The 21,662-nt window shown below is 70.6% G+C and carries 21 protein-coding genes and 1 riboswitch; of the genes, 3 read left to right on the top strand and 18 right to left on the bottom strand.

The window, feature by feature from the left end:
- Positions 1-13: 13 nt before the first annotated feature.
- The 9 genes from REH65_RS23830 to ftsZ form a co-directional block, all read right to left on the bottom strand.
- The gene (locus tag REH65_RS23830) at positions 14-1,336 is read right to left on the bottom strand and encodes an aminotransferase class V-fold PLP-dependent enzyme (protein WP_406689150.1); all 1,323 of its coding nucleotides are present in this window, start codon (positions 1,334-1,336) and stop codon (positions 14-16) included.
- 34 nt (positions 1,337-1,370) lie between these two features.
- Positions 1,371-1,486, bottom strand: a riboswitch (SAM riboswitch).
- A 285-nt stretch (positions 1,487-1,771) separates the two neighbouring features.
- Positions 1,772-4,924, bottom strand: coding sequence for an isoleucine--tRNA ligase (ileS, locus tag REH65_RS23825; protein WP_406689149.1), 3,153 nt, complete (start codon positions 4,922-4,924; stop codon positions 1,772-1,774).
- Positions 4,925-5,180: 256 nt separating this feature from the next.
- Positions 5,181-5,618, bottom strand: a complete 438-nt coding sequence (locus REH65_RS23820) for a hypothetical protein (protein ID WP_406689148.1) — start codon at positions 5,616-5,618, stop codon at positions 5,181-5,183.
- A gap of 96 nt (positions 5,619-5,714) precedes the next feature.
- Positions 5,715-6,569, bottom strand: coding sequence for a DivIVA domain-containing protein (locus REH65_RS23815; RefSeq protein ID WP_281454723.1), 855 nt, complete (start codon positions 6,567-6,569; stop codon positions 5,715-5,717).
- Between the two features lie 51 nt (positions 6,570-6,620).
- Positions 6,621-6,908 (bottom strand): YggT family protein, encoded by a 288-nt coding sequence (locus REH65_RS23810; RefSeq protein WP_093413156.1) that lies wholly within the window; start codon positions 6,906-6,908, stop codon positions 6,621-6,623.
- 19 nt (positions 6,909-6,927) lie between these two features.
- Positions 6,928-7,584 (bottom strand): cell division protein SepF, encoded by a 657-nt coding sequence (locus tag REH65_RS23805; RefSeq protein ID WP_281454724.1) that lies wholly within the window; start codon positions 7,582-7,584, stop codon positions 6,928-6,930.
- 71 nt (positions 7,585-7,655) lie between these two features.
- Positions 7,656-8,390 carry a YggS family pyridoxal phosphate-dependent enzyme gene (locus REH65_RS23800; RefSeq protein ID WP_281454725.1) on the bottom strand — a complete coding sequence of 245 codons (735 nt, stop codon included), beginning with the start codon at positions 8,388-8,390 and terminating at the stop codon, positions 7,656-7,658.
- Complete coding sequence (gene pgeF, locus REH65_RS23795) at positions 8,387-9,097, bottom strand: peptidoglycan editing factor PgeF (RefSeq protein WP_406689147.1); 711 nt, start codon at positions 9,095-9,097, stop codon at positions 8,387-8,389. Before pgeF ends, REH65_RS23800 begins: the two co-directional genes overlap by 4 nt.
- 73 nt (positions 9,098-9,170) lie before the next feature.
- Positions 9,171-10,661, bottom strand: a complete 1,491-nt coding sequence (gene ftsZ, locus REH65_RS23790; RefSeq protein WP_406689146.1) for a cell division protein FtsZ — start codon at positions 10,659-10,661, stop codon at positions 9,171-9,173.
- 490 nt (positions 10,662-11,151) lie between these two features.
- On the opposite strand from ftsZ, the gene REH65_RS23785 reads away from it, so the two are divergent.
- The gene (locus tag REH65_RS23785; protein WP_406689145.1) at positions 11,152-12,069 is read left to right on the top strand and encodes an SDR family oxidoreductase; all 918 of its coding nucleotides are present in this window, start codon (positions 11,152-11,154) and stop codon (positions 12,067-12,069) included.
- On the opposite strand, the gene REH65_RS23780 is transcribed toward REH65_RS23785, so the two are convergent.
- Entirely contained in the window at positions 12,060-13,004 is a 945-nt protein-coding gene (locus tag REH65_RS23780) for a helix-turn-helix transcriptional regulator (RefSeq protein ID WP_406693228.1), read from the bottom strand. The two genes, REH65_RS23785 and REH65_RS23780, sit on opposite strands and share 10 nt — an antisense overlap.
- 165 nt (positions 13,005-13,169) lie before the next feature.
- Between REH65_RS23780 and REH65_RS23775 the strand changes: the two genes are divergently transcribed.
- Positions 13,170-13,415 (top strand): FitA-like ribbon-helix-helix domain-containing protein, encoded by a 246-nt coding sequence (locus tag REH65_RS23775; protein ID WP_406689144.1) that lies wholly within the window; start codon positions 13,170-13,172, stop codon positions 13,413-13,415.
- Positions 13,412-13,834 carry a type II toxin-antitoxin system VapC family toxin gene (locus tag REH65_RS23770; protein ID WP_406689143.1) on the top strand — a complete coding sequence of 141 codons (423 nt, stop codon included), beginning with the start codon at positions 13,412-13,414 and terminating at the stop codon, positions 13,832-13,834. The genes REH65_RS23775 and REH65_RS23770 overlap by 4 nt, the downstream gene beginning before the upstream one ends.
- A gap of 3 nt (positions 13,835-13,837) precedes the next feature.
- Here REH65_RS23770 and REH65_RS23765 read toward each other — a convergent pair whose 3' ends face one another.
- From REH65_RS23765 to murG, 8 genes are all read right to left on the bottom strand, one after another.
- The gene (locus REH65_RS23765; RefSeq protein ID WP_406689142.1) at positions 13,838-14,632 is read right to left on the bottom strand and encodes a carbohydrate ABC transporter permease; all 795 of its coding nucleotides are present in this window, start codon (positions 14,630-14,632) and stop codon (positions 13,838-13,840) included.
- The gene (locus tag REH65_RS23760) at positions 14,625-15,500 is read right to left on the bottom strand and encodes a carbohydrate ABC transporter permease (RefSeq protein WP_406689141.1); all 876 of its coding nucleotides are present in this window, start codon (positions 15,498-15,500) and stop codon (positions 14,625-14,627) included. Before REH65_RS23760 ends, REH65_RS23765 begins: the two co-directional genes overlap by 8 nt.
- On the bottom strand, positions 15,497-16,777 hold the full coding sequence (locus tag REH65_RS23755) for an ABC transporter substrate-binding protein (protein ID WP_406689140.1): 1,281 nt from the start codon (positions 16,775-16,777) through the stop codon (positions 15,497-15,499). Before REH65_RS23755 ends, REH65_RS23760 begins: the two co-directional genes overlap by 4 nt.
- A 281-nt stretch (positions 16,778-17,058) precedes the next feature.
- A complete protein-coding gene (locus REH65_RS23750) occupies positions 17,059-18,213 on the bottom strand; it encodes a nitric oxide synthase oxygenase (protein WP_406689139.1) in 1,155 nt (384 codons plus the stop codon).
- 143 nt (positions 18,214-18,356) lie between these two features.
- The gene (locus REH65_RS23745; protein WP_406689138.1) at positions 18,357-18,527 is read right to left on the bottom strand and encodes a hypothetical protein; all 171 of its coding nucleotides are present in this window, start codon (positions 18,525-18,527) and stop codon (positions 18,357-18,359) included.
- Positions 18,500-19,084: a cell division protein FtsQ/DivIB gene (locus REH65_RS23740; protein ID WP_406689137.1), complete on the bottom strand. Its 585-nt coding sequence runs from the start codon at positions 19,082-19,084 to the stop codon at positions 18,500-18,502. Before REH65_RS23740 ends, REH65_RS23745 begins: the two co-directional genes overlap by 28 nt.
- Positions 19,081-20,538 (bottom strand): UDP-N-acetylmuramate--L-alanine ligase, encoded by a 1,458-nt coding sequence (gene murC, locus REH65_RS23735; protein ID WP_406689136.1) that lies wholly within the window; start codon positions 20,536-20,538, stop codon positions 19,081-19,083. The genes REH65_RS23740 and murC overlap by 4 nt, the downstream gene beginning before the upstream one ends.
- Complete coding sequence (murG, locus tag REH65_RS23730; protein ID WP_406693227.1) at positions 20,535-21,626, bottom strand: undecaprenyldiphospho-muramoylpentapeptide beta-N-acetylglucosaminyltransferase; 1,092 nt, start codon at positions 21,624-21,626, stop codon at positions 20,535-20,537. Before murG ends, murC begins: the two co-directional genes overlap by 4 nt.
- Between the last annotated feature and the right edge of the window lie 36 nt (positions 21,627-21,662).

Genomic DNA, 21,662 nt, shown 5'->3' with positions numbered 1-21,662 from the left:
CGCCAGTCGGACCTCACAGCAGGAACGGCGGCAGCGGGCGCGCGTCCTCGACGGGCTCCCAGCGGCCCTCGACCTTCCGGTACTGCGCCGCAGGACCGTCGCCGACCAGCGCCTTCAGCGCCGCGACGAGGCGGTCGACGTGCTCGGTCGTGGTGCCCAGGCCGAGGCTCACGCGCAGCGCCCGCTCCGCGTCCGAGCCCGCCCTGCTCAGCAGGTTCCGGGTGCCGAGGTGGGCGCAGAACAGGCCGTCGCGGACACCGATGGCGTGCTCCGCCGACAGGGCCGCGGCCAGCAGGCCCGGGTCCTGGCCGTCGACGGTGAAGCTGACGACGCCGACCCGGTCGTGCTCCGGCCCGAACAGGCTCAGCTCGCGCAGGCCCGGGACCTCGGCCAGCCCCGCGCGCAGCCGCCCCAGCAGCGCCGACTCGTGCTCGACGACGCCGTCCCAGCGGGTGGCGAACGTCCGGCAGGCCGTGGCGAGCGCGTGCACGCCGACGGTGTTCGGCGAGCCCGCCTCGTGCCGCTCGGGCCCGGTGGTCCAGCTGACCGCGCGCTCGTTGACCGCGCGCGTCGCGCCTCCCCCGGCCAGGTGGGGATCGGCGGCGTTGAGCCAGTCGGCGCGGCCGATCAGGGCACCCGCGCCGAACGGCGCGTAGAGCTTGTGGCCGGACAGGGCCGCGTAGTCGACGTCGAGCTCGGCGAGCCGGACCGGCCGGTGCGGCGCGAGCTGCGCGGCGTCCAGGACCGTCCGGGCGCCCCGGCGGCGGGCGACGCGGGCCAGCTCGGCGACCGGCCACAGCTCACCGGTCACGTTGCAGGCCCCGGTGAGCACCGCCAGCCGCGGCCCCTCCGGGCACTCCGCCAGCGCCGCGTCCAGGGCGGCGACGGCGTCGGCGGGGCTCTCGGGAGCCGGGATCCGGCGCACGTTGCGCCAGGGCAGCAGGGCCGCGTGGTGGACGGTGTCGAACACGACCACCGACGTGCCGCGCGGCACCGCCGAGGCCAGCAGGTTCAGGGCGTCCGTCGTGTTGCGGGTGAACACCACCTCATCGCCCTGACGTGCGCCGACGAAGTCCAGCAGGACCTGCCGCGCGCCCTCGTAGACGCGGGTGCAGACCTGCGAGGCGAACCCGGCTCCCCGGTGGACGCTGGCGTAGTACGGGAGGAGCTCGTCGACCGCGTCCCGCACCGCCGACAGGCACGGAGCGCTCGCCGCGTGATCGAGGTTGGCGTAGTGCGCGGTGCCACCGGTGACCAGCGGGACCCGCAGTCCCGCTCCGACCACACCGGGCACGGCGACGGACTGGCTCGGAACATCGATGACGGTTGAAGACATCGCGACCCTCCCGGGGCCTCAAGGGCCCTCGGCGGGCCCGCGCTTGCCGAGCCGCACCGCGCGACCGGCCAGGTCCTCACCCGGGGCACCCCACCGCGGTTGGAGGGTTGCCGGCCAGCAAGCCGGGGCTTTGCGCTGGCACTCATGACCTTCGAGACGGGAGGTTAGCGGGGTGTCTCGGGGGTTGGCAAGGGGGTTTCGCTTTGTGGGATGCCACCCAGGCGTCTCGTCCTTAAAAAGGACCACCTACGGGTACGTTTCGCCAGGCAGTGCGAATTTCGTACGAAATTGCCTACCACTCAACGCAACTCACGTCCTCAACGCGGGCAATTTCGTATGAAATTGGCACTCCGCACCCCAGCAGCAGGACCACAAGCCCAAGCAGAGGGGCCCTTCGGACGAAGTCCGAAGGGCCCCTCTGCCGTAGTCGAGTCCTCAGACGCGAGTGACCGAGACCTTGATCTCGACGTTGTCGCCGACGGTTCCCGTCACGCAGTCGTCCGCGGTTCCCGTGGTGATCTCGTCCGCGAGGGTTTCGCCCGCGATGAAGTCGCGGTGGGTCGCCACCGCCGCCGCGACCTCGTCCGGGGCCTCGACGGTGACCTCGATGCGGTCCGAGACCTCGAAACCGGCGTCCTTGCGGGCGTTCTGGATCACTCGGACGACGTCTCGGGCCAGGCCCTCGGCTGCGAGCTCCGGGGTGACCTCGGTGTTGAGCACGACCAGGCCGTCGCCGTCCGGCAGGGCCGCCGCCGCGCCCGAGTCCGTCGAGACCAGCCGCTCGGTGAACTCGCCGTCCTGCAGCTCGATGCCTGCGGCGACCACAGTGGACCCGCGCCGCTCCCAATCACCGGACTTGACGGCCTTGATCACCTTCTGGACGTCCTTGCCCAGCCGCGGACCGGCCGCGCGGGCGTTCACCGCGATCTCGAAGCGGCCGTGGGCCGCCACGTCGGTGCTCAGCTCCAGGCCCTTGACGTTGACCTCGTCGCTGATCAGGTCCGCGAACGGGCGCAGCGCCTCGGCCTCCGGCGTGGCCACCACCAGCGAGGACAGCGGCAGCCGGACCCGCAGCTTGTTGCCCTTGCGCAGCGCCAGCGCCGAGGAGCAGACCTGGCGGACCTGGTCCATCGCCGAGACCAGCGCCGCGTCCGCGGGCAGCTCGTCGACCAGCGGCCAGTCCGCCAGGTGCACCGAACGACCGCCGGTGAGCCCGCGCCAGACCGCCTCGGCGGTCAGCGGCAGCAGCGGCGCCACCACCCGGCAGGTCACCTCCAGCACCGTGTGCAGGGTGTCGATCGCGTCCTTGTCACCCGCCCAGAACCGGTCCCGGGAGCGGCGGACGTACCAGTTCGTCAGCACCTCCAGGAACTCCCGCACGTTCGCGGTCGCGGTCGCCAGGTCCAGCGCGTCCATCGACGCCTGCACGTCGCCGACCAGCTCGTGGGTCTTGGCCAGCACGTACCGGTCCAGCACGTGCGCGCTGTCGGTGCGGAACTCACCGCTCACGCCCTCGGCGTTGGCGTACAGCGCCAGGAAGTACCACGAGTTCCACAGCGGCAGCACCGCCTGGCGCACCGCGTCCCGGATGCCCCGCTCGGTGACGACCAGGTCGCCACCCCGCAGGATCGGGCTCGACATCAGGAACCAGCGCATCGCGTCGGAACCGTCGCGGTCGAAGACCTCGTTGACGTCCGGGTAGTTCTTCTTGGACTTCGACATCTTCAGACCGTCGTGGCCCAGCACGATGCCGTGCGCCACGACGTTGCTGAACGCCGGCCGGTCGAACAGCGCCGTCGCCAGCACGTGCAGCGTGTAGAACCAGCCGCGGGTCTGGCCGTGGTACTCCACGATGAAGTCACCCGGGAAGTGGTGCTCGAACCACTCCGCGTTCTCCATCGGGTAGTGGACCTGCGCGAACGGCATCGAACCCGACTCGAACCAGCAGTCCAGCACCTCCGGGACCCGGCGCATCGTGGACTTGCCGGTCGGGTCGTCCGGGTTCGGCCGGGTCAGCTCGTCGATCTCCGGGCGGTGCAGGTTCGTCGGCCGCACCCCGAAGTCGCGTTCGAGCTCGTCCAGCGAGCCGTAGACGTCCGTGCGCGGGTGCTCCGGGTCGTCCGAGCACCACACCGGGATCGGCGAACCCCAGTACCGGTTCCGCGAGATGTTCCAGTCGCGGGCGTTCTCCAGCCACTTGCCGAACTGGCCGTCGCGGATGTGCGAAGGAACCCAGTTGATCTGCTTGTTCAGCTCGACCATCCGGTCCTTGAACTGGCTCACGGCCACGAACCAGGACGACACCGCCCGCTGGATCAGCGCGTTGTCGCAGCGCCAGCAGTGCGGGTACTGGTGGTCGTAGGTCTCGTGGCGCAGCAGGAGACCGCGGTCCTTGAGATCGCGGGCGATGTGCTTGTTCGCGTCGAAGACCTGCATGCCCTCGTACGGCGGCACCTCGGCGGTGAAGCGGCCGTGCGCGTCGACCGGCACGACCGGGACGATGTCGGCGGCGTCGGTGACGAGCTTGTCGTCCTCACCGAAAGCCGGTGCGATGTGCACGATCCCGGTGCCGTCGTCGGTCGTGACGTAGTCCGCGGCCAGGACCTGGTGCGCGTTCTCGCGACCCGCGAAGAAGTCGAACGGCGGCTGGTAGCGGGTGCCCAGCAGGTCCGAGCCCTTGTAGCGGGCCACCACGCGGTCGGCGACGTCCTCGCCCAGCTCGCGGGCGTAGGCCGACAGCCGCGCCTCGGCCAGCAGGTAGCGCTCGGTGCCCTGCGCGGGCGCGACCAGCGCGTAGTCGACGTCCGGGTGCACCGCGGCCGCCAGGTTCGACGGCAGCGTCCACGGGGTGGTCGTCCACACCAGTGCCAGCGCGCCGTCGAGCTCCGAACCCGGCGCGGTCAGCCGCAGGCCGACCGTCACCGCCGGGTCCTGGCGCGGCCGGTAGCCGTCGTCCATGCGGGTCTCGGTGTTCGACAGCGGCGTCTCGCAGCGCCAGCAGTACCAGAGCACCCGGTAGCCCTCGTAGACCAGACCCTTGTCCCACAGGGTCTTGAACGCCCACATGACGCTTTCCATGTAGTCCAGGTCGAGCGTCTTGTAGTCGTTCTCGAAGTCCACCCAGCGCGCCTGGCGGGTGACGTAGTCCTCCCACTCCGCGGTGTAGCGCAGCACCGAGGTCTTGCACGCCTCGTTGAACGCGGCGATGCCCATGCTGTCGATCTCGGCCTTGGAGGTGATGCCCAGCTGCTTCTCCGCCTCGACCTCGGCGGGCAGGCCGTGCGTGTCCCAGCCGAACCGGCGCTCGACGCGCTTGCCGCGCATCGTCTGGTAGCGCGGGACCGCGTCCTTGACGTAGCCGGTCAGCAGGTGGCCGTAGTGCGGCAGGCCGTTGGCGAACGGAGGACCGTCGTAGAAGACGTACTCGTTCGAGCCGTTGTGACCCGCCTCGCGCGCGTCGATGGAGGCGCGGAAGGTCTTGTCGTCGGCCCAGAAGTCCAGCACCTGGCGTTCGATCGCCGGGAACGCGGGCTGGGCCGCCACGCCGCGCTCGTCGGACGCGCCGAAGGAAACCTTGGGGTATGCCATCGCGGAGTGCTCCTAGCACTGAGTCGTTGCCGCCCAATTCTCGGACGGGGACGACTCCCGGACGCGCCGGGCACCGCGGTACCACCCCGCTTGCCGACGGCGAGAACGCCGACGGCCACTCGTTGCCGGCTGTGACGGGCCGGACCCGTCCGGTTCTACTGAGGCGCCCGCGAGCACCCGTTCTTCCGGAGGCTCCCCGGTGATGGCCGGATCAACGCCTGGTCCTATCAGAGTACCGGGATCGCGCCAGTGGTTTTCACCGGCTCCGGCGGGACTCCACCGCGATGGTCGCGTTGGGCGCGCACCGGGCGCACGGGGTGAACCCCAGTTCCCGCGCCTCGCCCAGCTTCAGCGACAGCGTCTCGGCCTCGCCGAGCCACTCGCAGGTCCGCACGTGGTAGCGCGGACGTTCGTCGATCACCACGACCTCGGCGTCCTGATCGGCCACCTCCGCCGCGTTGCTGCGCTCCTGCGCCGGCTCCGGAGCCCCGGGCCGCTGCCCGGTTCGGTGCCGTCCGCCCCTGGCGGGTCTCGTTCCGGCCCGACGGGCCCTGATCCGGTCGACGACCAGCAGAGCCGCCCCGAGGGCGCTCGCCAGGACCGAGATCCACGCGAAGCCGGATCCCGCCCCGAGCACGGCGGCCACCAACGTCGCGGCAGCCACCAGGACCAGAAGCAGAACTACCAGCAGCACTCGTGTTCCCGTCTCTCGCCGACCCCCGCTCGGCAGAGACCGGCGGTGACGGGCAACGACCCATCACCGCCGGTTCGCCAAGTCTTGATCGGGGAATCAGCCCGCTTCGGCCGCCCTCGCCCCGAAGCTGTAGCTGGTGGCCTGCTGACCGGAGGAGCGGCTGCCGCTCCCGTTGCTCTCCGCCGGTGCGGCCGAGCCTCGGTCCTGCAGCTCTCGCAGCTGGGACTCCAGGTACGTCTGCAGCCGAGTGCGGTACTCGCGCTCGAACGTGCGAAGAGTCTCGATCTTCTTCTCGAGGGCGTTCTTCTCGTTGGTGATGTTGCCCATCACCTCTGCGTGCTTGCGCTGCGCGTCGCGCTCCAGGCTGGCCGCCTTGTCGCGCGCCTGCCGCTCAAGCGTCTCCGCCCGGGTGCGGGCGTCGTTGAGCATCGTCTCGGCACGGGTCCGGGACTCGTTGACCATGCTGTCGGACTTCGAACGAGCCTCCGACAGCAGCTGCTCGGACTTCGTCCGGGCCTCCGACAGCATGCCGTCGGCCTCGGCCTTGGCCTCACCGGTCAGCCGGTCGGCCATCTCCTGCGCGAGGCCGAGCACCTTGGCGGCCTGCACGTGGTGGTCGCCGCCGGGCGAGGTCTGCTCGGCAGCGGTCGGCGCCGGGACCGGGGTGAGCCGGCGCGGTTCCTCCGCGGGGGCGGCTGGAGCCGAGGCTGCGGCGGCCGACGCGGACGCAGCCTGGCTGCGAGCGTCGTCCAGGTCGACCTGGGCGGACTGCAGCTGGGTCTCCAGCTGCTCCACCTGGCCACGCAGGTCGTTGTTCTCCTCAACCAGCCGGGCAAGCTCGGCTTCAACCAGGTCGAGGAATGCATCCACCTCGTCCTCGTTGTAGCCCCGCTTGCCGATCGGAGGTTTGCTGAACGCGACGTTATGCACGTCGGCGGGGGTCAGGCCCACAAGATCACCTCACGCACTCCTTCGGCAGCTGCGGGTCGGTCGGGTTCCCCGTCACCCGGCCGGTTGCACCAGTCGCATCAGTATGAACACGACCAGCAGCAGCACCATAATCGATAGGTCCAGTCCGACGCCGCCGATCCGGACCGTCGGAATCACCCGACGCACCAACTTTACGGGTGGGTCGGTCACTGTGTAGATGCTCTCCAACGCGATTGCAACCCCCCCAACGGGCCGCCAGTCGCGAGCGAACACTCTAACGAGTTCCACCACGATACGCGCCGTGAGCAGGAGCCAGAAGAAGAACAGAACGTAGAACAGGACGATCTGCACCGGGTTCACGCCTCAACTGTGCCACCACTCACCCGTAGTTGAAAAAGGCCCCCTCTGCTAGCCGCCTCTTGTCCTCGGCCGCCACGTCCACATTGGGCGGTGAGAGCAAGAACACGCGGTTGGTGACCTTCTCGATCGAACCCCGCATCGCGAACGCCAGACCTGCGGCGAAGTCGACCAGGCGCTTGGCGTCGGCCTCCTCCATCTCGGTCAGGTTCATGATCACCGGCGTACCGTCCCGGTACTGCTCGCCGATGGTCCGCGCCTCGCTGTAGCTGCGCGGATGCAGAGTTGTGATCTTGCTCAAGTTGAACTGAGTACCGGTGTCGGTCACCGCCCGCAGACGCGAAACGCTCTCGCTTCGCGGCTGATCGTTGGGCAGAGTGCTGCGGGACGCCGTCTCCGGCGCCCACTGCCGACGGGGTCGCGGCGACTCGCGGAACTCCTCGGCGTAGGACTCGGTCTCCGCATCGGCCTGAAAACCGCCGCGGGTGCCCGCCGACCTGCGCCGGGGCGCACCCCGGTCGTCGTCGTACGCGGCCCGGTCGCCGTAGGTCGGACGGGAGTCGTACGCGGGACGGTCATCGTCGTACCGGTCCCGGTAGCCGATCTCGTCCTCGTACTCGTCCACCTCGTCGGCCGGGACCATGCCGAAGTAGGCCTTCAACTTGTGCAGAGCGCTCATCGGCATGCCCTTCCTCTGCGGCTCCCTGACACCGAGCACGAGGCGGCCGGCCTTCGACCCCCTTTTGACGGCTACGGCGAGGTTAACCGCCGCCCGCCGAGCAACGCGGTTCCGACACGCACCCTGGTCGAGCCGTGGGCAACGGCACTCTCCAGGTCACCGGACATCCCCGCCGACACCTCAACAGCTTCGGGGTGATCGACTCGCAAGCGCTCGGAGATCGACGAAAGTGTGGTGAACGCCACAACCGGGTCGCCTCCCAATGGAGCAACAGCCATCACGCCCCGCAGTCGAAGATCGCTCCTTCGAGCGATCATTTCTGCGAGCCGGTGAACGTCCTCGGGTGCGGCACCGCCCCGACCGGTCGTCCCGTCCAGGCTGACCTGCACCAACACGTCCAGCGGGCGCTCCCGCTCGCCCGCGTCGAGGGCGTTGGCCGCGGCGCGAGCGAGCGCCTCGGCGAGCCGCTCGCTGTCGACCGACTCGACGACGTCGGCCCACCGGGCCACCGCTCGCGCCTTGTTCCGCTGCAACTGCCCGACCATGTGCCAGCGCGACGCGGCCTCCGGACGCAGCTCCGCGAACTCGGCGACCTTGCCGCGCGCCTCCTGCTCCCGGTTCTCGGCGAACGCCGACAGGCCGAGATCGGAGAGAAGAGCCACATCGGATGCCGGGAAGGTCTTCGTCACAGCGAGCAGCTCGACCTCCTCGGGAGACCGGCCCGCGGCGCGGCAGGCCTTCGCGAGCCGCTCCCGGACCTCCGCCAGCGACTCGGCCAGCTCGGCCCGGCGCTCCTCCGGAGTCACTCGTCCTCCATCCAGATCACCGACGCGAAGCGCCCGGTCCTGCCGTTGTCGCGGCGGTGGCTGTAGAGCTCCGGGGTCTCCATCGTGCAGCGCGGGTCGACGCCGATCTTGGCGATGCCGACCTGGGCGAGCTGCTCGAACAGCCCCGCGCGCAGGTCCAGTCCGGTGGTGCCCTTGCGGGTCTTGCAGGCGCTGCCCGGCAGGTGCTTCTCGACGTCGGCCTGCATCTCCGGTGGCACCTCGTAGCAGGCGCCGCAAGCGGCGGGCCCGATCAGCGCCTCCACCCGGTCGAGCCGAGCCCCGGCCTCGCGCATCGACTTCAGCGCTTCCAGCAGCACTCCCACGCGCGCGCCCACGCGTCCCGCGTGGACCGCGGAGATCACCCCGGCCTCGGGGTCGCCCAGCAGCACCGGAACGCAGTCCGCGGTCAGCGCCACCAGCGCCAGGCCAGGCCGCGCCGTGACCAGCGCGTCGGAGGCCTCCGCCGGGGCGTCCTGCGGACCGTCCACGGTGGTCGCGGTGCGGCCGTGGATCTGCTCCATCCACACCAGGTGGTCCTCGGGAAGACCGATGCCGTCGGCCAGCTTGCGCGTGTTGGCCGCGAGCGCCTCCGGCTCGTCACCGACCCTGCCGCCGAGGTTGAAGGAGTCGAACGGCGCCTTGGAGCTGCCGCCCTCCCGCGTGGTGGTCACGCGCCGAATCCGCACCTTGTCCATCCTCCTGAGAAAAGAAATCGACACCGGAGACGCTGGGTCTCCGGTGTCGATTCTCGCTCATCCGTCAGCGCCGCATGAACGGCGGAATGTCGACGTCGTCGTCGTTGTCGTCGCCCACCGGGACGGCCCGGTTCGGCAGCCCGCCCGAACGAGCCGGACCGGTCGAGTGCGTCGGGTAGCCGCTGGTGCGACCCGGCACCGACACGCCCTGCTGGCCGGTCGACGAACCGTCACCGCCGTAGGACCGCTGCTGCGGCTGGCTCGGCGCGGTCGGGTTCGACGCGGTCGGGTTCGACGGCTGGTAGCTCGACTGCTGCGGGGCCGACTGCTGCTGGGGCGCCGACTGCTGGGGCGTCGACTGCTGCTCGACCTGCGGCGTCGCCGGCCGCTCCGGAACGGGCTCCGACTGCTGAACCGGCTGCGCGGGCTGAACCGGCTGCGCGGGTTGGGCCTGCTGCTCGGGCTGGGCCGGGACTGACTGCGCGGGAGCGCTGGTCGCGGTCTGCTGCGGAGCCTCGGTCGCGGGCTTGTCGGCCTTCGGCGCGGGCGCCTCGCCCTCGTCGTTGCGACCGCCGACCCGGGTCGGCTCGAGCTTCTTGTGCGTCGGCGTGCCGGAGTCGAAACCGGCCGCGATCACCGTGACCCGAACCTCGTCGCCGAGCGAATCGTCGATGACCGTACCGAAGATGATGTTGGCCTCGGGGTGCGCGGACTCCTGGACCAGCGACGCCGACTCGTTGATCTCGAAGAGACCGAGGTCGGAACCACCCGCTATGGCCAGCAGAACTCCGTGGGCGCCCTCCATCGAGGCCTCCAGCAGCGGCGAGTTGATCGCCTTCTGCGCGGCTTCGACGGCTCTGCCATCACCCCTCGCCGAGCCGATGCCCATCAAGGCGCTTCCCGCACCGGACATGACGCTCTTGACGTCGGCGAAGTCGAGGTTGATCAGACCGGGCGTGGTGATCAGGTCGGTGATGCCCTGGACACCCGAGAGCAGCACCTCGTCGGCCGAGCGGAACGCGTCCATCAGGCTCACGCCGATGTCGCCGAGCTGCAGCAGCCGGTCGTTCGGGATCACGATCAGGGTGTCGCAGCAGTCGCGCAGCTCCTTGATGCCCTGCTCGGCCTGGGACGCGCGGCGCTTGCCCTCGAAGGAGAACGGCCGGGTGACCACACCGATGGTCAGCGCACCGAGCTTGCGCGCGATGTTGGCGACCACCGGGGCGCCACCGGTCCCGGTGCCGCCGCCTTCACCGGCGGTCACGAAGACCATGTCGGCGCCCTTGAGGACCTCTTCGATCTCCTCCGCGTGGTCCTCGGCGGCCTTGTGGCCGACCTCCGGCGCCGCACCGGCGCCGAGACCGCGGGTGAGCTCGCGCCCGATGTCGAGCTTGACGTCGGCATCGGACATCAGCAAGGCCTGCGCGTCGGTGTTCACCGCGATGAACTCAACACCTTTGAGCCCGACCTCGATCATGCGGTTCACGGCGTTGACGCCGCCGCCACCGATGCCGACGACTTTGATCACCGCGAGATAGTTGTGCGGGGGCGTCATCGGATCCGCCTTCCTGATCGTGGCTGGTGTGCTCTCTGCATCGACCGCCGGGACGGCCGCTGAGCCGGTGCCGCCGATGCGGCTCCCCCTGGTCGCCGGCACGGGAATCGCCGTACATCCGATCCCGTGCCCGGTCCGGACCGTAGGCGTGATCTCGCCCCTGCGTCCAGCAGCCACGCCGGTTTCGGTAGCAGCAGTTTTGTGCTGTGCACCTCGTCGTTTCCGCCCCGACGTCGTCCGTGTCGCTCAGCGGGTCCGCCCGTTGCCGCAGCGAGCCCAGTTTCTCGTTCCTCCCCGTGCGATGACCCCGTCGCGAACGTGATCACCACAACGAACACCGTACCTGGCCGCCCGCTCACCCGGTTGAGGCAGTCGCGAATCCACAACGCCTTTCTCGCAGCGGACAGCGCCGGAAATCCGGACCGCGGATGTCTGGTTGACCTGCCACCGTCGGCTCCGACGACGTGGAGAGAGCGGGAGGAACGCGGCCATGACCGGAGATCTGCGAGGAACCGTCGCCCTGGTGGCCGGCGCGACGCGAGGAGCGGGGCGCGGCATCGCCGTCGAGCTCGGCGCGGCGGGCGCGACGGTGTACTGCACGGGGCGCACCACGCGCACCCGGCGCTCGGACTACGACCGGCCCGAGACCATCGAGGACACCGCCGAGGCCGTCACCCGCGCGGGCGGCGAGGGGATCGCGGTCCGCGTCGACCACACCGTCCCCGACGAGGTGCGGGAACTGGTGCGGCGCATCGGTTCCGAGCGGGGAAAGCTGGACGTGCTGGTCAACGACCTCGGCGGCGAGCACCTGATGGACTGGGACAAGCCGATCTGGGAGCAGGACCTGACCAAGGGGCTGCAGCGGCTCCGCACCGGCATCGAGGCCCACATGATCACCGCCCACTTCGCGCTGGCGCTGCTGAGCGAGCGACCCGGTGGGCTGGTCGTGGAGCTCACCGACGGCACCGCCGAGGTCAACGACCGCTTCTACCGCAACGAGTGCGGCGCGTTCTTCGACATCGCCAAGACCGCGATGCACCGCCTCGCCCGCGCCGAGGGCGAGGAACTCGCCCCGCTGGGGGGCACGGCGGTGTCGCTGACGCCGGGCTGGCTGCGCTCGGAGATGATGTTGGAGCACTACGGCGTCACAGAGGACAACTGGCGCGAATCCACGACCGCCCCACCGGGTTTCGCGATCGCCGAATCCCCCGCCTACATCGGCCGAGCAGTGGTCGCGCTGGCGAGCGATCCCGAGGTGGCCCGCTGGAACACGCAGTCGCTGTCCAGCGGTTTCCTGGCCCGGCAGTACGGCTTCACCGACACCGACGGCTCGCAGCCGGACTGCTGGCGTTTCGCGCTGGAGGTCGAGTGGGTCGGCGGCGAGGGGGACGCGGCCGACTACCGGTAGAGCGCCGCGAACCGCTCGGCCGCCCGGGCCAGGTCCTGGCGCAGCTCGTCCGGCGCCAGGACCTCGGCTTCCGGGCCGAGCGCGAGGATCTGGGAGAACGCGACCTGCGGCGATTCGGCCTTGAAGGTGGTGCGGACCCAGCCGTGCTCGTCGGGTTCCCCGGCCTGCGCCTCGGCTCCGTCCACGGCGGCGGCGTCGATGGCGAAGCGCAGCCGGCGGAGTCCGGTGGGGCTCAAGCGGATCTCGACGTCGAGGGTGAGCAGCGAGCGCGCGAACTCCTCGGCGGTGCGCTCCCAGAACTCGGCCAGGTCGAAGGTCTCGTCGCGAGCGAACTCCTCCCCCGCTGCGACCTCGGCGAACCGGTCGACCCGGTAGGTCCGGAACCGCCCGTCGCAGCGCGCAGCGAGGTACCAGACCCCGGCCTTGAGGACGAGCCCGTGCGGTTCGAGCTCCCGCCGGACGACCCGGTCTCCGCGCCGGTAGTCGGCGGTGATCCGCAGGTCGCCCCACACGGCCCGGCCGATCTCGGCCAGCGCGGCGGGCGTCTCGGCTTCCCGGAACCAGCGGGGCGCGTCGAGGTGGAACCGCTGCCCCACCCGCTCCGGCGCGTCCTGGAACGGCGGGGCCAGCGCAGCCGCGGTCTTGCGACGCGCCGCCTCCACGGCCTCCCCCAGGCCCATCTCGACCGCGGCCCCGGGCACCCCGGACAGGAACAGCGCCTCGGCCTCCTGCCGGTGCAACCCGGTCAGCTTCGACCGGTACCCGCCGAGCAACCGGTACCCGCCGGCCCGCCCCCGCTCGGCGTACACCGGCACCCCGGCCTCGGCCAACGCGAGCACGTCCCGAGCCACGGTCCGCTCGGACACCTCCAGCTCACGCGCCAGCTCAGGCCCGGTCGCACACCCCCGAACCTGCAACAAGCACAACAACGACACCAACCGAGCCGCCCGCACACCCCCACGCTACGACCGACCCCCGACAGCGGAAGCCGAAGCGCGGCCGTGGCCAGGCATCGACGATCAGACGAGTCGACGTTGGCACCGGCAGAGGAACAAGTGCTAGCATTGCTGTCAGTGCCAGCACTTGGAGGGGGTGGGGCCATGTCTGCTCTTACAATTCGTGGGCTGGACGACGAGACGCGTGCACGTCTCCGGGTCCAAGCAGCGCAGCACGGACGCTCGATGGAAGCCGAAGTTCGAGCGATCATCCAGGCTGCCGTGGCTCCACCCGCGCCCAGCCACGGGTTCGGAAGCCGCATCCACGCACTCTTCGCCGACCTCGACGACTCCGAACTCGAGCTTCCTCCCCGCGACGAAGCTCCTCGCGCAGCGGAATTTGAACTGTGATCGTTCTCGATACCAACGTCATCTCCGAGCTGACTCGACACACCCCGGACCCCGGCGTGCAGGCATGGCTCGATTCCCAACCGGCAACGGAGATCGCAACCACTGCGATCACTGCGGCCGAGCTTCTCTACGGCGTGCGCCGACTGCCCGCAGGTGACCGGAAAACGGTCTTGGCCACAAAGATCAACACCCTGGTCAATGACCTCTTCGCCGGACGTATCGAGCCGTTCGACTCGTTCGCCGCTACCCAATACGCAGCGGTGGTCGGAGACAGGGACAAGCTCGGACGCCCCATCGCGGTGGCGGATGCTCAGATCGCAGCCATCTGCCGCGCACGCCAAGCAAGTCTGGCCACCCGAAACATCAAGGACTTCGAGGAAACCGGCGTCGAACTCGTGAATCCCTGGTCGCCACAGTAGGCCTCAGCGCAGGCCGGTGGTCTTGAGGGATTGGATGAGCCAGCGCTGGCCGAGGAGGAAGACGAGGACCGTCGGGAGGGCGGCGAGGGCGCCGGCGGCGATGACGTAGTGCATCTTCGAGGCGTACTGGCCCTGCAGCGACGCGATGCCGACCTGGACGACGCGCAGCGACTCGTCCTGGGCCACGGCGAGCGGCCAGAGGAACGAGTTCCAGTTGGCCAGGAAGAACAACACTGCCAGGGCCGCCAGCATCGGTCGGCTCAGCGGCAGCACCACGTGCCAGTAGATGCGCCAGTGGCCGCAGCCGTCCAGCTGGGCCGCGTCCTCCAACTCCCGGGGGATGCCCAGGTAGAACTGCCGCAGCAGGAAGACGCCGAAGGCGTTGAACAGGCCCGGCACGATCAGTCCCGCGTAGGTGTCGACCAGCCCCAGCGCGCGCACGACCATGAACAGCGGCACCAGGATCACCGGCAGCGAGATCAGCAGCGTCGCCACCACCGAGGCGAACGCGATGCCGCGACCCCGGAACGACAGGCGGGCCAGCGCGTAGGCCGCCATCGAGTGCAGGAACAGGGCGATGACGGTGACCGTGATCGCGACGAACGCGCTGTTGGCGAGGTAGCGCAGGAACGGCACCTCGGTGAGCACGTAGGCGACGTTGGCCAGGGTGAGCTCGTGCGGCCAGCCGAGGCTGTAGAGCTCCGATTCCGGCCGGAAAGCGCTGAGCAGGAACCACAGCAGCGGCGCGACCGTGCCGAAGGCGATCAGGTACGCGGCGAGCACCCGGGCTCTAGGCATCGAACCGCCCTCCCCTGGTCAGCGCGAACAGGACTCCGGTGATCGCGCCCAGCGCCACGACCAGCAGCGCGCAGATCGCCGAGGCGTAACCGAAGCGGCCGAACAGGAACGCCTGCTGGTAGGCGTAGTACACGACCGTGGTGGTGGAGTTGGCCGGGCCGCCGGAGGTCAGCACGTAGACCAGGTCGAAGACCTGCAGCCCGGTCACCGCGTTGATCAGCGAGGTGACCAGCACGAAGAAGCTCGTCGGCCGCAGCATCGGCCAGGTGACGTGGCGGAACCGCTGCCACGGCCCACCACCGTCCACAGTGGCCGCGTCGTAGTACTCGCGCGGGATGTCCTGCAGACCGCCCAAGAAGATGAGCATCTGGTAGCCCATCAGGAACCACACGCTGATCAGCACCAGCGTGAGCAGCGCCAGCGTCGGATCGCCGAGCCAGGACACCTCGTCGAGACCGGTCAGCTTCGCCACCGCGCCGGTCTTGTCGGTGAGCAGGAACTGCCACAGCAGGCCGATCACCACCAGGCTCACGGCGTTGGGCAGGAACAGCGCCGCCCGCACCACCGCCACACCCGGGAAGTGGTCCGAGACGAGCAGTGCCAGGCCGAGTCCGGCGAAGAACGCCAGCGGCACGAACAGCACCGCGTAGCCGATCGTGATGCCGAAGCTCTTCCACAGCAGCCCGTCCCCGGTCATCAGGCGGAAGTTCTCCAGGCCCGCCCACTCGATGTTGCCGAAGCCGTCGACCTGGAAGAAGCCGACGAGCAGCGCCAGCAGCGCGGGCAGGGCGATGAACAGCAGCAGGCCCAGCGCGTCCGGGGCCAGGAACGCGGCTGCGGCGGGGGCGTCGGATCTCGTGCGGCTCAATTGATCTGCGCTCCGTCGTAGGTGGACAGGAACGTGTCGATCTGCTCGGCGGCCGCTCCGGCCGCGTCGGCCGGGTCACCGCCGCCGAGGTGGCAGGACTGCAGCGCGTCGGAGACCGCGCGGTAGACCTCCGGCGGGTACCGGGGTTCCGGGCGGGCCTGCGCCATCACCTCGTCGGCGAAGACGCGCATCGGGCCGTCGTCGAAGGCCCCGCGCTCCTCCGCCGCGCGCTGCACGGAGTGGCGTGGCGGGATGTTGGTCTTGGCGACGGTGTTCCAGCGGCGCATCCGCTCGATGCACGACGGATCGGCCGATCCCAGCGCCCAGACCACGAACTCCGCTGCGGCGTCGGCGTTCTCGCTCATCGCGTTGGCGACCATCGCCCAGCTGCCCAGCGCGGTCGTGTAGGTGCCGCCCGGCGGGGTGGGCATGGGCAGGACGCCGTAGCGGAAATCCGGTGCCTGCTCGGCGATCTCGGCGATGCCCCAGATGCCGAGGTGCTGCATGGCGCAGTAGCCGTCGGCGATGTTGGAGATCGAGTCGTTGCCGCCGGTCCCGCGCACCCGGCGAGGTGCGGCGCCGAGAGCGACTGTGTCCTGCCAGAACTTCAGCGCCCGGTGGACTTCCGGGCCGTCGAAGGCGGAACTGCGGTGGTCGGGGCTGAAGACTTCTCCGCCGGCCATCCACATGGACTGGTAGAAGGTGAAGTTCTGGTAGTACCCGGGGTTGGTCTCCAGGAGCAGGCCGAAGCGGTCCCGGTTCGTCAGGCGCTGGGACACGTCCAGCAGCTGGTCCCAGGTGCGCGGCAGGTCCCCCTCGGAGAGGCCTTCCTGCTCGAAGATCTTCTCGCTGTAGAACAGCGCCAGCGGTTCGATCTCCATCGGCAGCCCGTAGATCCGGTCGTCGACGAGCCGGGTCTCCAATACCTGCGGCAGGAAGTCCGCGCGCACCGCCGGATCCAGGTGCGGGGTGAGGTCGGCGAGCGCTCCGCCGTTGTAGTAGCGCAGGAAATCGCCGGGGCTCAGCAGGAACACGTCCGGTCCGGCTCCGGCGCTGAACGACGTCTGCAGGGTGGGGCCGGACTTGTAGTCCTTGTTCGGGACGTAGCGCAGCCGGACCTTGATGTCGTGGGTGTCGTTCCACTCCTCGGCGAGCCGCACGAACCAGTCGCTCTGCGACTTCTGCTGGCCGCCGGGACCGTAGAAGTTCCACAGGCTCAGCTCGCGGGGTTTCGGCGCGCAGCTCACCAGCGCGGGCCCGGCCGCCGCCGCGGCCATGCCTCCTAAGAACGTCCGACGCCCCACCGATCCGGTCACTCGACCACCCCCAGCAGCCCAGCAAACGATTACCAGGCACGCTAGGTGGCCGCGATCACGTCGTCAATCCGCTCTCCGAGTGGGAGCCCTGCCGGGCCGCGGACAGTTTTAGCCATAATTGACCGGACAAAAGGGACATTGATCACGGGTGATTATGGCTAAAACTGTCCCCTGGTGCGCACCTCGAGATCCGGAACGCCGATGCCGACGGCATGGGGGCCGACGCCGCGACGAGGTGCGGGTCAGGCGAAGGCGGGTGGGCCTCCGGTGAGGGCTCTTTGGGTGGCGTCTTCGTCGCCGTAGTAGTTCGGGCCCGGGGCTTCCTCGTCGTAGTAGCGGTGGAAGACCGGGGTTTGGGAGCCCGACATCGGGGGGACGATCCAGGACCAGTCGACCGGGCACTTGCGGCCCGCCGACTCCTCCTTGGCCAGGTGCGTGAGGAAGCGGTGGGACTCCGTGTGGTGGTCGGTGATCGTCACGCCCGCCTGGTGGTAGGAGTGCAGGACGGCGCGGTTGAGCTCGACCACCGCGCGGTCGCGCCAGAGGGTGTCCTCCCGCGAGGTGTCCAGACCGAGCCGCTCGGCCACCACCGGGACCAGGTTGTAGCGGTCGGTGTCGCCGAAGTTGCGGGCGCCGATCTCGGTTCCCATGTACCAGCCGTTGAACGGGGCTGCCGGGTACGAGATGCCGCCGATGCGCAACCGCATGTTGCTGATCACCGGGACGCCGTGCCAGCGCAGTCCGAGCTCGGCGAACCACGGCAGCTCCGGGTGCGTGATCGGCACCTCGTGCACCGCGTCCGGGGGCAGCGCGAACATGTGCGCGCCCTCCTCGCGGGTCTCCACCACCAGCGGCAGCGCGTCGAAACCGCTGCGCGCGGCCGGGGGCCGCCAGCCGAAGCCGGTGACGGCCTCGGTGAAGCGGGTGTAGCGGGGGTCGCCGAGCACCGATCCGTCGGAGTTGCGGTAGCCGGCGTAGCGGATGAGCTGCTCGTTCCAGATCCGCGGCGCCGGGCGCTGCGGGGTCTCCGGCGGGAAGACGCTGATCACCGGGCGGATCTTGCCGCCGTTCGTGGCCATCCGCAGGTGCTCGACGCAGTGCGCGGCCACACCGGAGACGGTGTGCACGTCGCGCAGGTCCCGGACCTTGAGGCTGCGCCAGTACAACCGGCCGATGCAGCGAGCGCTGTTGCGCCAGGCCACCTTCGCGCCGTAGGCCAGCTCGTCGGGGGTGTGCCGGTAGGTGCCGGTCGTGTCGACCTCGTAGCGCATCCGCGCGAGCCGCTGCTGGACCGGGGCGTCGACGCGGTTCTCGGCGTGGAACAGCCGCAGGAACTCCTCCGCCTCGGCGAGGTCGACCGCGGGCGCCCGGGGCGCGGGCGGCGGAGGAGGGGGCACGGGTCGTAAGCGGCGGGTTCGCTCCGCCGCACCGGCACCTCCGGAGAAGACCGCCTCCGGCGCTTCACCACTCACCCTGAACACGCTGCACACGGTAGCGCGAGCGGAACGATCTTGATCCGGTGCCGTTCGCTGACGGCCGTTCAGGCCACCGTGGGCAGCGCGGGCGTCGTAACGTCGTAGACCTTGCCGGGGCGGGTCAGCAGCGGCGGCAGGATCTGCGCCTTGCGCGCGGTCTCCTTCAGCGGGCCCCAGTCGACGCTGCGCCCCTCGGTGAGCTCCAGCTTCAGGTCGTCCGGGCCCTCCGCGACCACCGCGCGGACCTCCGCGCGCGCACCGGGACCGGCAGCGCGACCAGCACCGACAGGGCGGCGCGGGTGGTGGGGTCGTCGGCGGCGGCCTTCGGCGCGCGCAGCTCCGGGACCCCCGGAGGCGGGGCGGCGACGGTCTCGAACGGCACCCCGGCCACGTCGAGCAGCCGGACGCCGTCGGTGGCGCGGAAGTAGGCCGCCGGGACCCGCTCGGTGACCTGGATGCGGACCGTGGACGGCCAGTCCAGCACCGTCTGCGAGTCGGCGATCTTCGGCAGCGCGCGCAGGTTCTCGCGGATCTTCTCCGGATCCACCCGCAGCATCGGCGTGCCCTCGGTGACCTCCGCGGCCTGCAGCACCTTCTCGGAGTCCAGGCCCTGGTTGCCCTCGACCTGCACCGAGCGCACGCCCAGCAGCGGCGAGAAGTAGACGACGAGGAACCCGACGGTCGCCACCGCCAGCACGCCCGGCAGCAGGAAGCGCCGCCAGGCCGGAGCGGGCGGCGCGCTCCGGCGCACCGGGCGGCGCCGCGCTCGCTCCGCCGCGCTCCGCTCGGTCACCCCTGCTCCTCCCCGTTGCCGTTGCCGCCGGAACCGGCGGCCCGGTCGAGTTCGCCGAGGATCTCGGGGCCGAGCATGGTCACGTCACCTGCGCCCATCGTCAGCACCAGGTCACCGGGCCGCACGAGGCCCGCGACGCGCGGTCCCGCGTCGGTGAACGACGGCTCGAAGTGCACGTGCTCGCCCGGCAGCGGGATGGCGTCGGAGATGAGCTTGCCGGTCACGCCCGGCTGCGGGTCCTCGCGGGCGCCGTAGACGTCGAGCACGACGACCTCGTCGGCCAGGCCCAGGGCCTCGGCGAACTCGGCCGCGAACGTCGCGGTGCGGGAGAACAGGTGCGGCTGGAACACCACGACGACCCGGCCGGCACCGGCGACCGGGCGGGCGGCGCGCAGCTGCGCGGCCACCTCGGTCGGGTGGTGGGCGTAGTCGTCGTAGACGCGGATGCCGTTGACGCGGCCCTTGAACTCGAAACGGCGCCGCACGCCGCCGAAAGCGGCGAGGCCCTCCAGCATGCCCTCGATCGGGGCGCCGAGTTCCAGACCGGCCAGCAGCGCGGCGACGGCGTTGCCCGCCATGTGCTCGCCGGGGACCGCGACCCGCACGTCGATCGTCTCGGGGGCCACGCCCACCAGCTCGACGGACACGACGCCGACGCCGTGCTCGGCGCGGTAACCGGTCAGCCGCGCGTCGCCGTCGGCGCCGACGCCGGAGCCGTAGCGGCGGACCCGCAGACCGGCGGATTCGGCCTTCCCGGCGAGGGTTTCGGCACCCGGGTCGTCGGAGCACACGATGAGCACGCCGCCGGGTTCGATGCGGCCGATGAAGTCCTCGAAGACCTTCGTGTAGGCCTCGGCGGTGCCGTGGTGGTCGAGGTGGTCGGGTTCGACGTTGGTCACCACGGCCACCGACGGCGCGAAGGACAGGAACGACCCGTCGCTCTCGTCGGCCTCGGCGACGAAGATGCCGCCGTCGCCGTGGTGCGCGTTGGCGCCGGATTCGTTGAGGTCGCCGCCGATGGCGAAAGACGGGTCCATCCGGCAGTGCTGCAGCGCGACGGTGAGCATCGACGTCGTCGAGGTCTTGCCGTGGGTTCCGGCGACGCAGGCGACGCGGTGGTCGGCCATCAGCCCGGCCAGCGCCTCGGCCCGGCGCAGCACGGTGATGCCGCGGTCCTGGGCGGCGACGAGCTCGGGGTTGTCCTGCCGGATCGCGGTGGAGACCACCACGGAGGTCGGTTCCTGTTCGAGCAGGTCGAGGTTCTCTGCGTGGTGCCCGATCCCGATGCCGGCGCCCTGGGCGCGCAGCGCCATGACGGTCCGGGAGTCGCGGGCGTCGGAGCCGGAGACCTGGCGCCCCCGGGCGAGCAGGATGCGGGCGATGCCGCTCATCCCGGCGCCGCCGATGCCCACGAGGTGGACCCGCTCCAGCAGTCGGTCCATGTCGGCGGTCATTGACCCGCCACCTCCATCACGATGCGGGCGAGCACCTGGTCGGCCTCGCGGTGACCGCTGCCCATGGTCGCCTGGCTCATCATCTGCAGCCGCTGCGGGTCCAGCGCCATCGGGATGATCTCGTCGATGACGCGCTGCGGGGTGAGCTCGCCGTCGGCGATGAGCCGGGCGCCGCCGTTGCTGACGACGGGCTGGGCGTTGAGCGCCTGCTCGCCGTTGCCGTGCGGCAGCGGCACGAACACCGCGGGCAGGCCGATGGCGGAGACCTCGGCGACGGTCATCGCGCCGGAGCGGCACACGACCAGGTCGGCGGCGGCGTAGGCGAGGTCCATCTGCTCCAGGTAGGGCACGGTCCGGTAGATCGGGGCGCCCATGACCTGCTGGATGGCGACGCTGTTCTTCGGCCCGTGCGCGTGCAGCACGCCGATGCCCGCGCGGCCGAGGGCCTGCGCGGCGCCGGAGAAGGCGGTGTTGAGGGTCTGCGCGCCCTGCGATCCGCCGAAGACCAGGATCGTCGGGGCGTGCGGGTGCAGCCCGAAGTGCTGGCGCGCCTGCATCCGCAGCTTCCAGCGGTCCAGGCGGGTGATCGACTCGCGCAGCGGGATGCCGATGGTCTGGGCGCCGGGCAGTCCGCTGTCCGGGGTGGCGGACAGGACTCGGGCGGCGAGCTTGGCGCCGACCTTGTTGGCCAGGCCCGCGCGCGCGTTGGCCTCGTGCACCACGATCGGCACCCGGCCGCGGGCCGCGAGGTAGGCGGGCAGCGAGACGTAGCCGCCGAAGCCGACGACCACGTGCGCCCCGACCTTGTCGAGCACGTCGCGGGTCTGGTGGACGGACTCGCGGACCTTCAGCGGCAGCTTGAGCAGGTCGGCGTTGGGCTTGCGGGGCATGGGCACCGGCGGGATCAGCTCCAGCGGGTAGCCCCGGGCCGGGACCAGCCGGTTCTCCAGGCCGCGTTCGGTGCCCAGCGCGGTGATCTGCGCGTCGGGGCGGACGCGTCGTACCGCGTCGGCCAGCGCCAGGGCCGGTTCGATGTGCCCCGCGGTGCCGCCTCCCGCGACCACCACCGACAGCCGGCGCGTGCCCATCGCAGCGCCCTGCGGCGCACCCAGGTGCTGGATGCG

This window comes from Saccharopolyspora sp. ID03-671 (assembly GCF_045278815.1).
GTDB lineage: Bacteria > Actinomycetota > Actinomycetes > Mycobacteriales > Pseudonocardiaceae > Saccharopolyspora > Saccharopolyspora ipomoeae.
Note: the sequence above shows the minus strand (reverse complement) of the source record. Positions and strands in the feature narration are given on the sequence as shown.

Coding starts and splice junctions, on each gene's coding strand:
- REH65_RS23765 (WP_406689142.1), bottom strand. CDS start 14,632: ATGCCTAGAGCCCGGGTGCTCGCCGCGTACCTGATCGCCTTCGGCACG.
- ftsZ (WP_406689146.1), bottom strand. CDS start 10,661: ATGACGCCCCCGCACAACTATCTCGCGGTGATCAAAGTCGTCGGCATC.
- REH65_RS23785 (WP_406689145.1), top strand. CDS start 11,152: ATGACCGGAGATCTGCGAGGAACCGTCGCCCTGGTGGCCGGCGCGACG.
- REH65_RS23775 (WP_406689144.1), top strand. CDS start 13,170: ATGTCTGCTCTTACAATTCGTGGGCTGGACGACGAGACGCGTGCACGT.
- murG (WP_406693227.1), bottom strand. CDS start 21,626: ATGGGCACGCGCCGGCTGTCGGTGGTGGTCGCGGGAGGCGGCACCGCG.
- murC (WP_406689136.1), bottom strand. CDS start 20,538: ATGACCGCCGACATGGACCGACTGCTGGAGCGGGTCCACCTCGTGGGC.
- REH65_RS23830 (WP_406689150.1), bottom strand. CDS start 1,336: ATGTCTTCAACCGTCATCGATGTTCCGAGCCAGTCCGTCGCCGTGCCC.
- REH65_RS23755 (WP_406689140.1), bottom strand. CDS start 16,777: ATGGCCGCGGCGGCGGCCGGGCCCGCGCTGGTGAGCTGCGCGCCGAAA.
- REH65_RS23805 (WP_281454724.1), bottom strand. CDS start 7,584: ATGAGCGCTCTGCACAAGTTGAAGGCCTACTTCGGCATGGTCCCGGCC.
- ileS (WP_406689149.1), bottom strand. CDS start 4,924: ATGGCATACCCCAAGGTTTCCTTCGGCGCGTCCGACGAGCGCGGCGTG.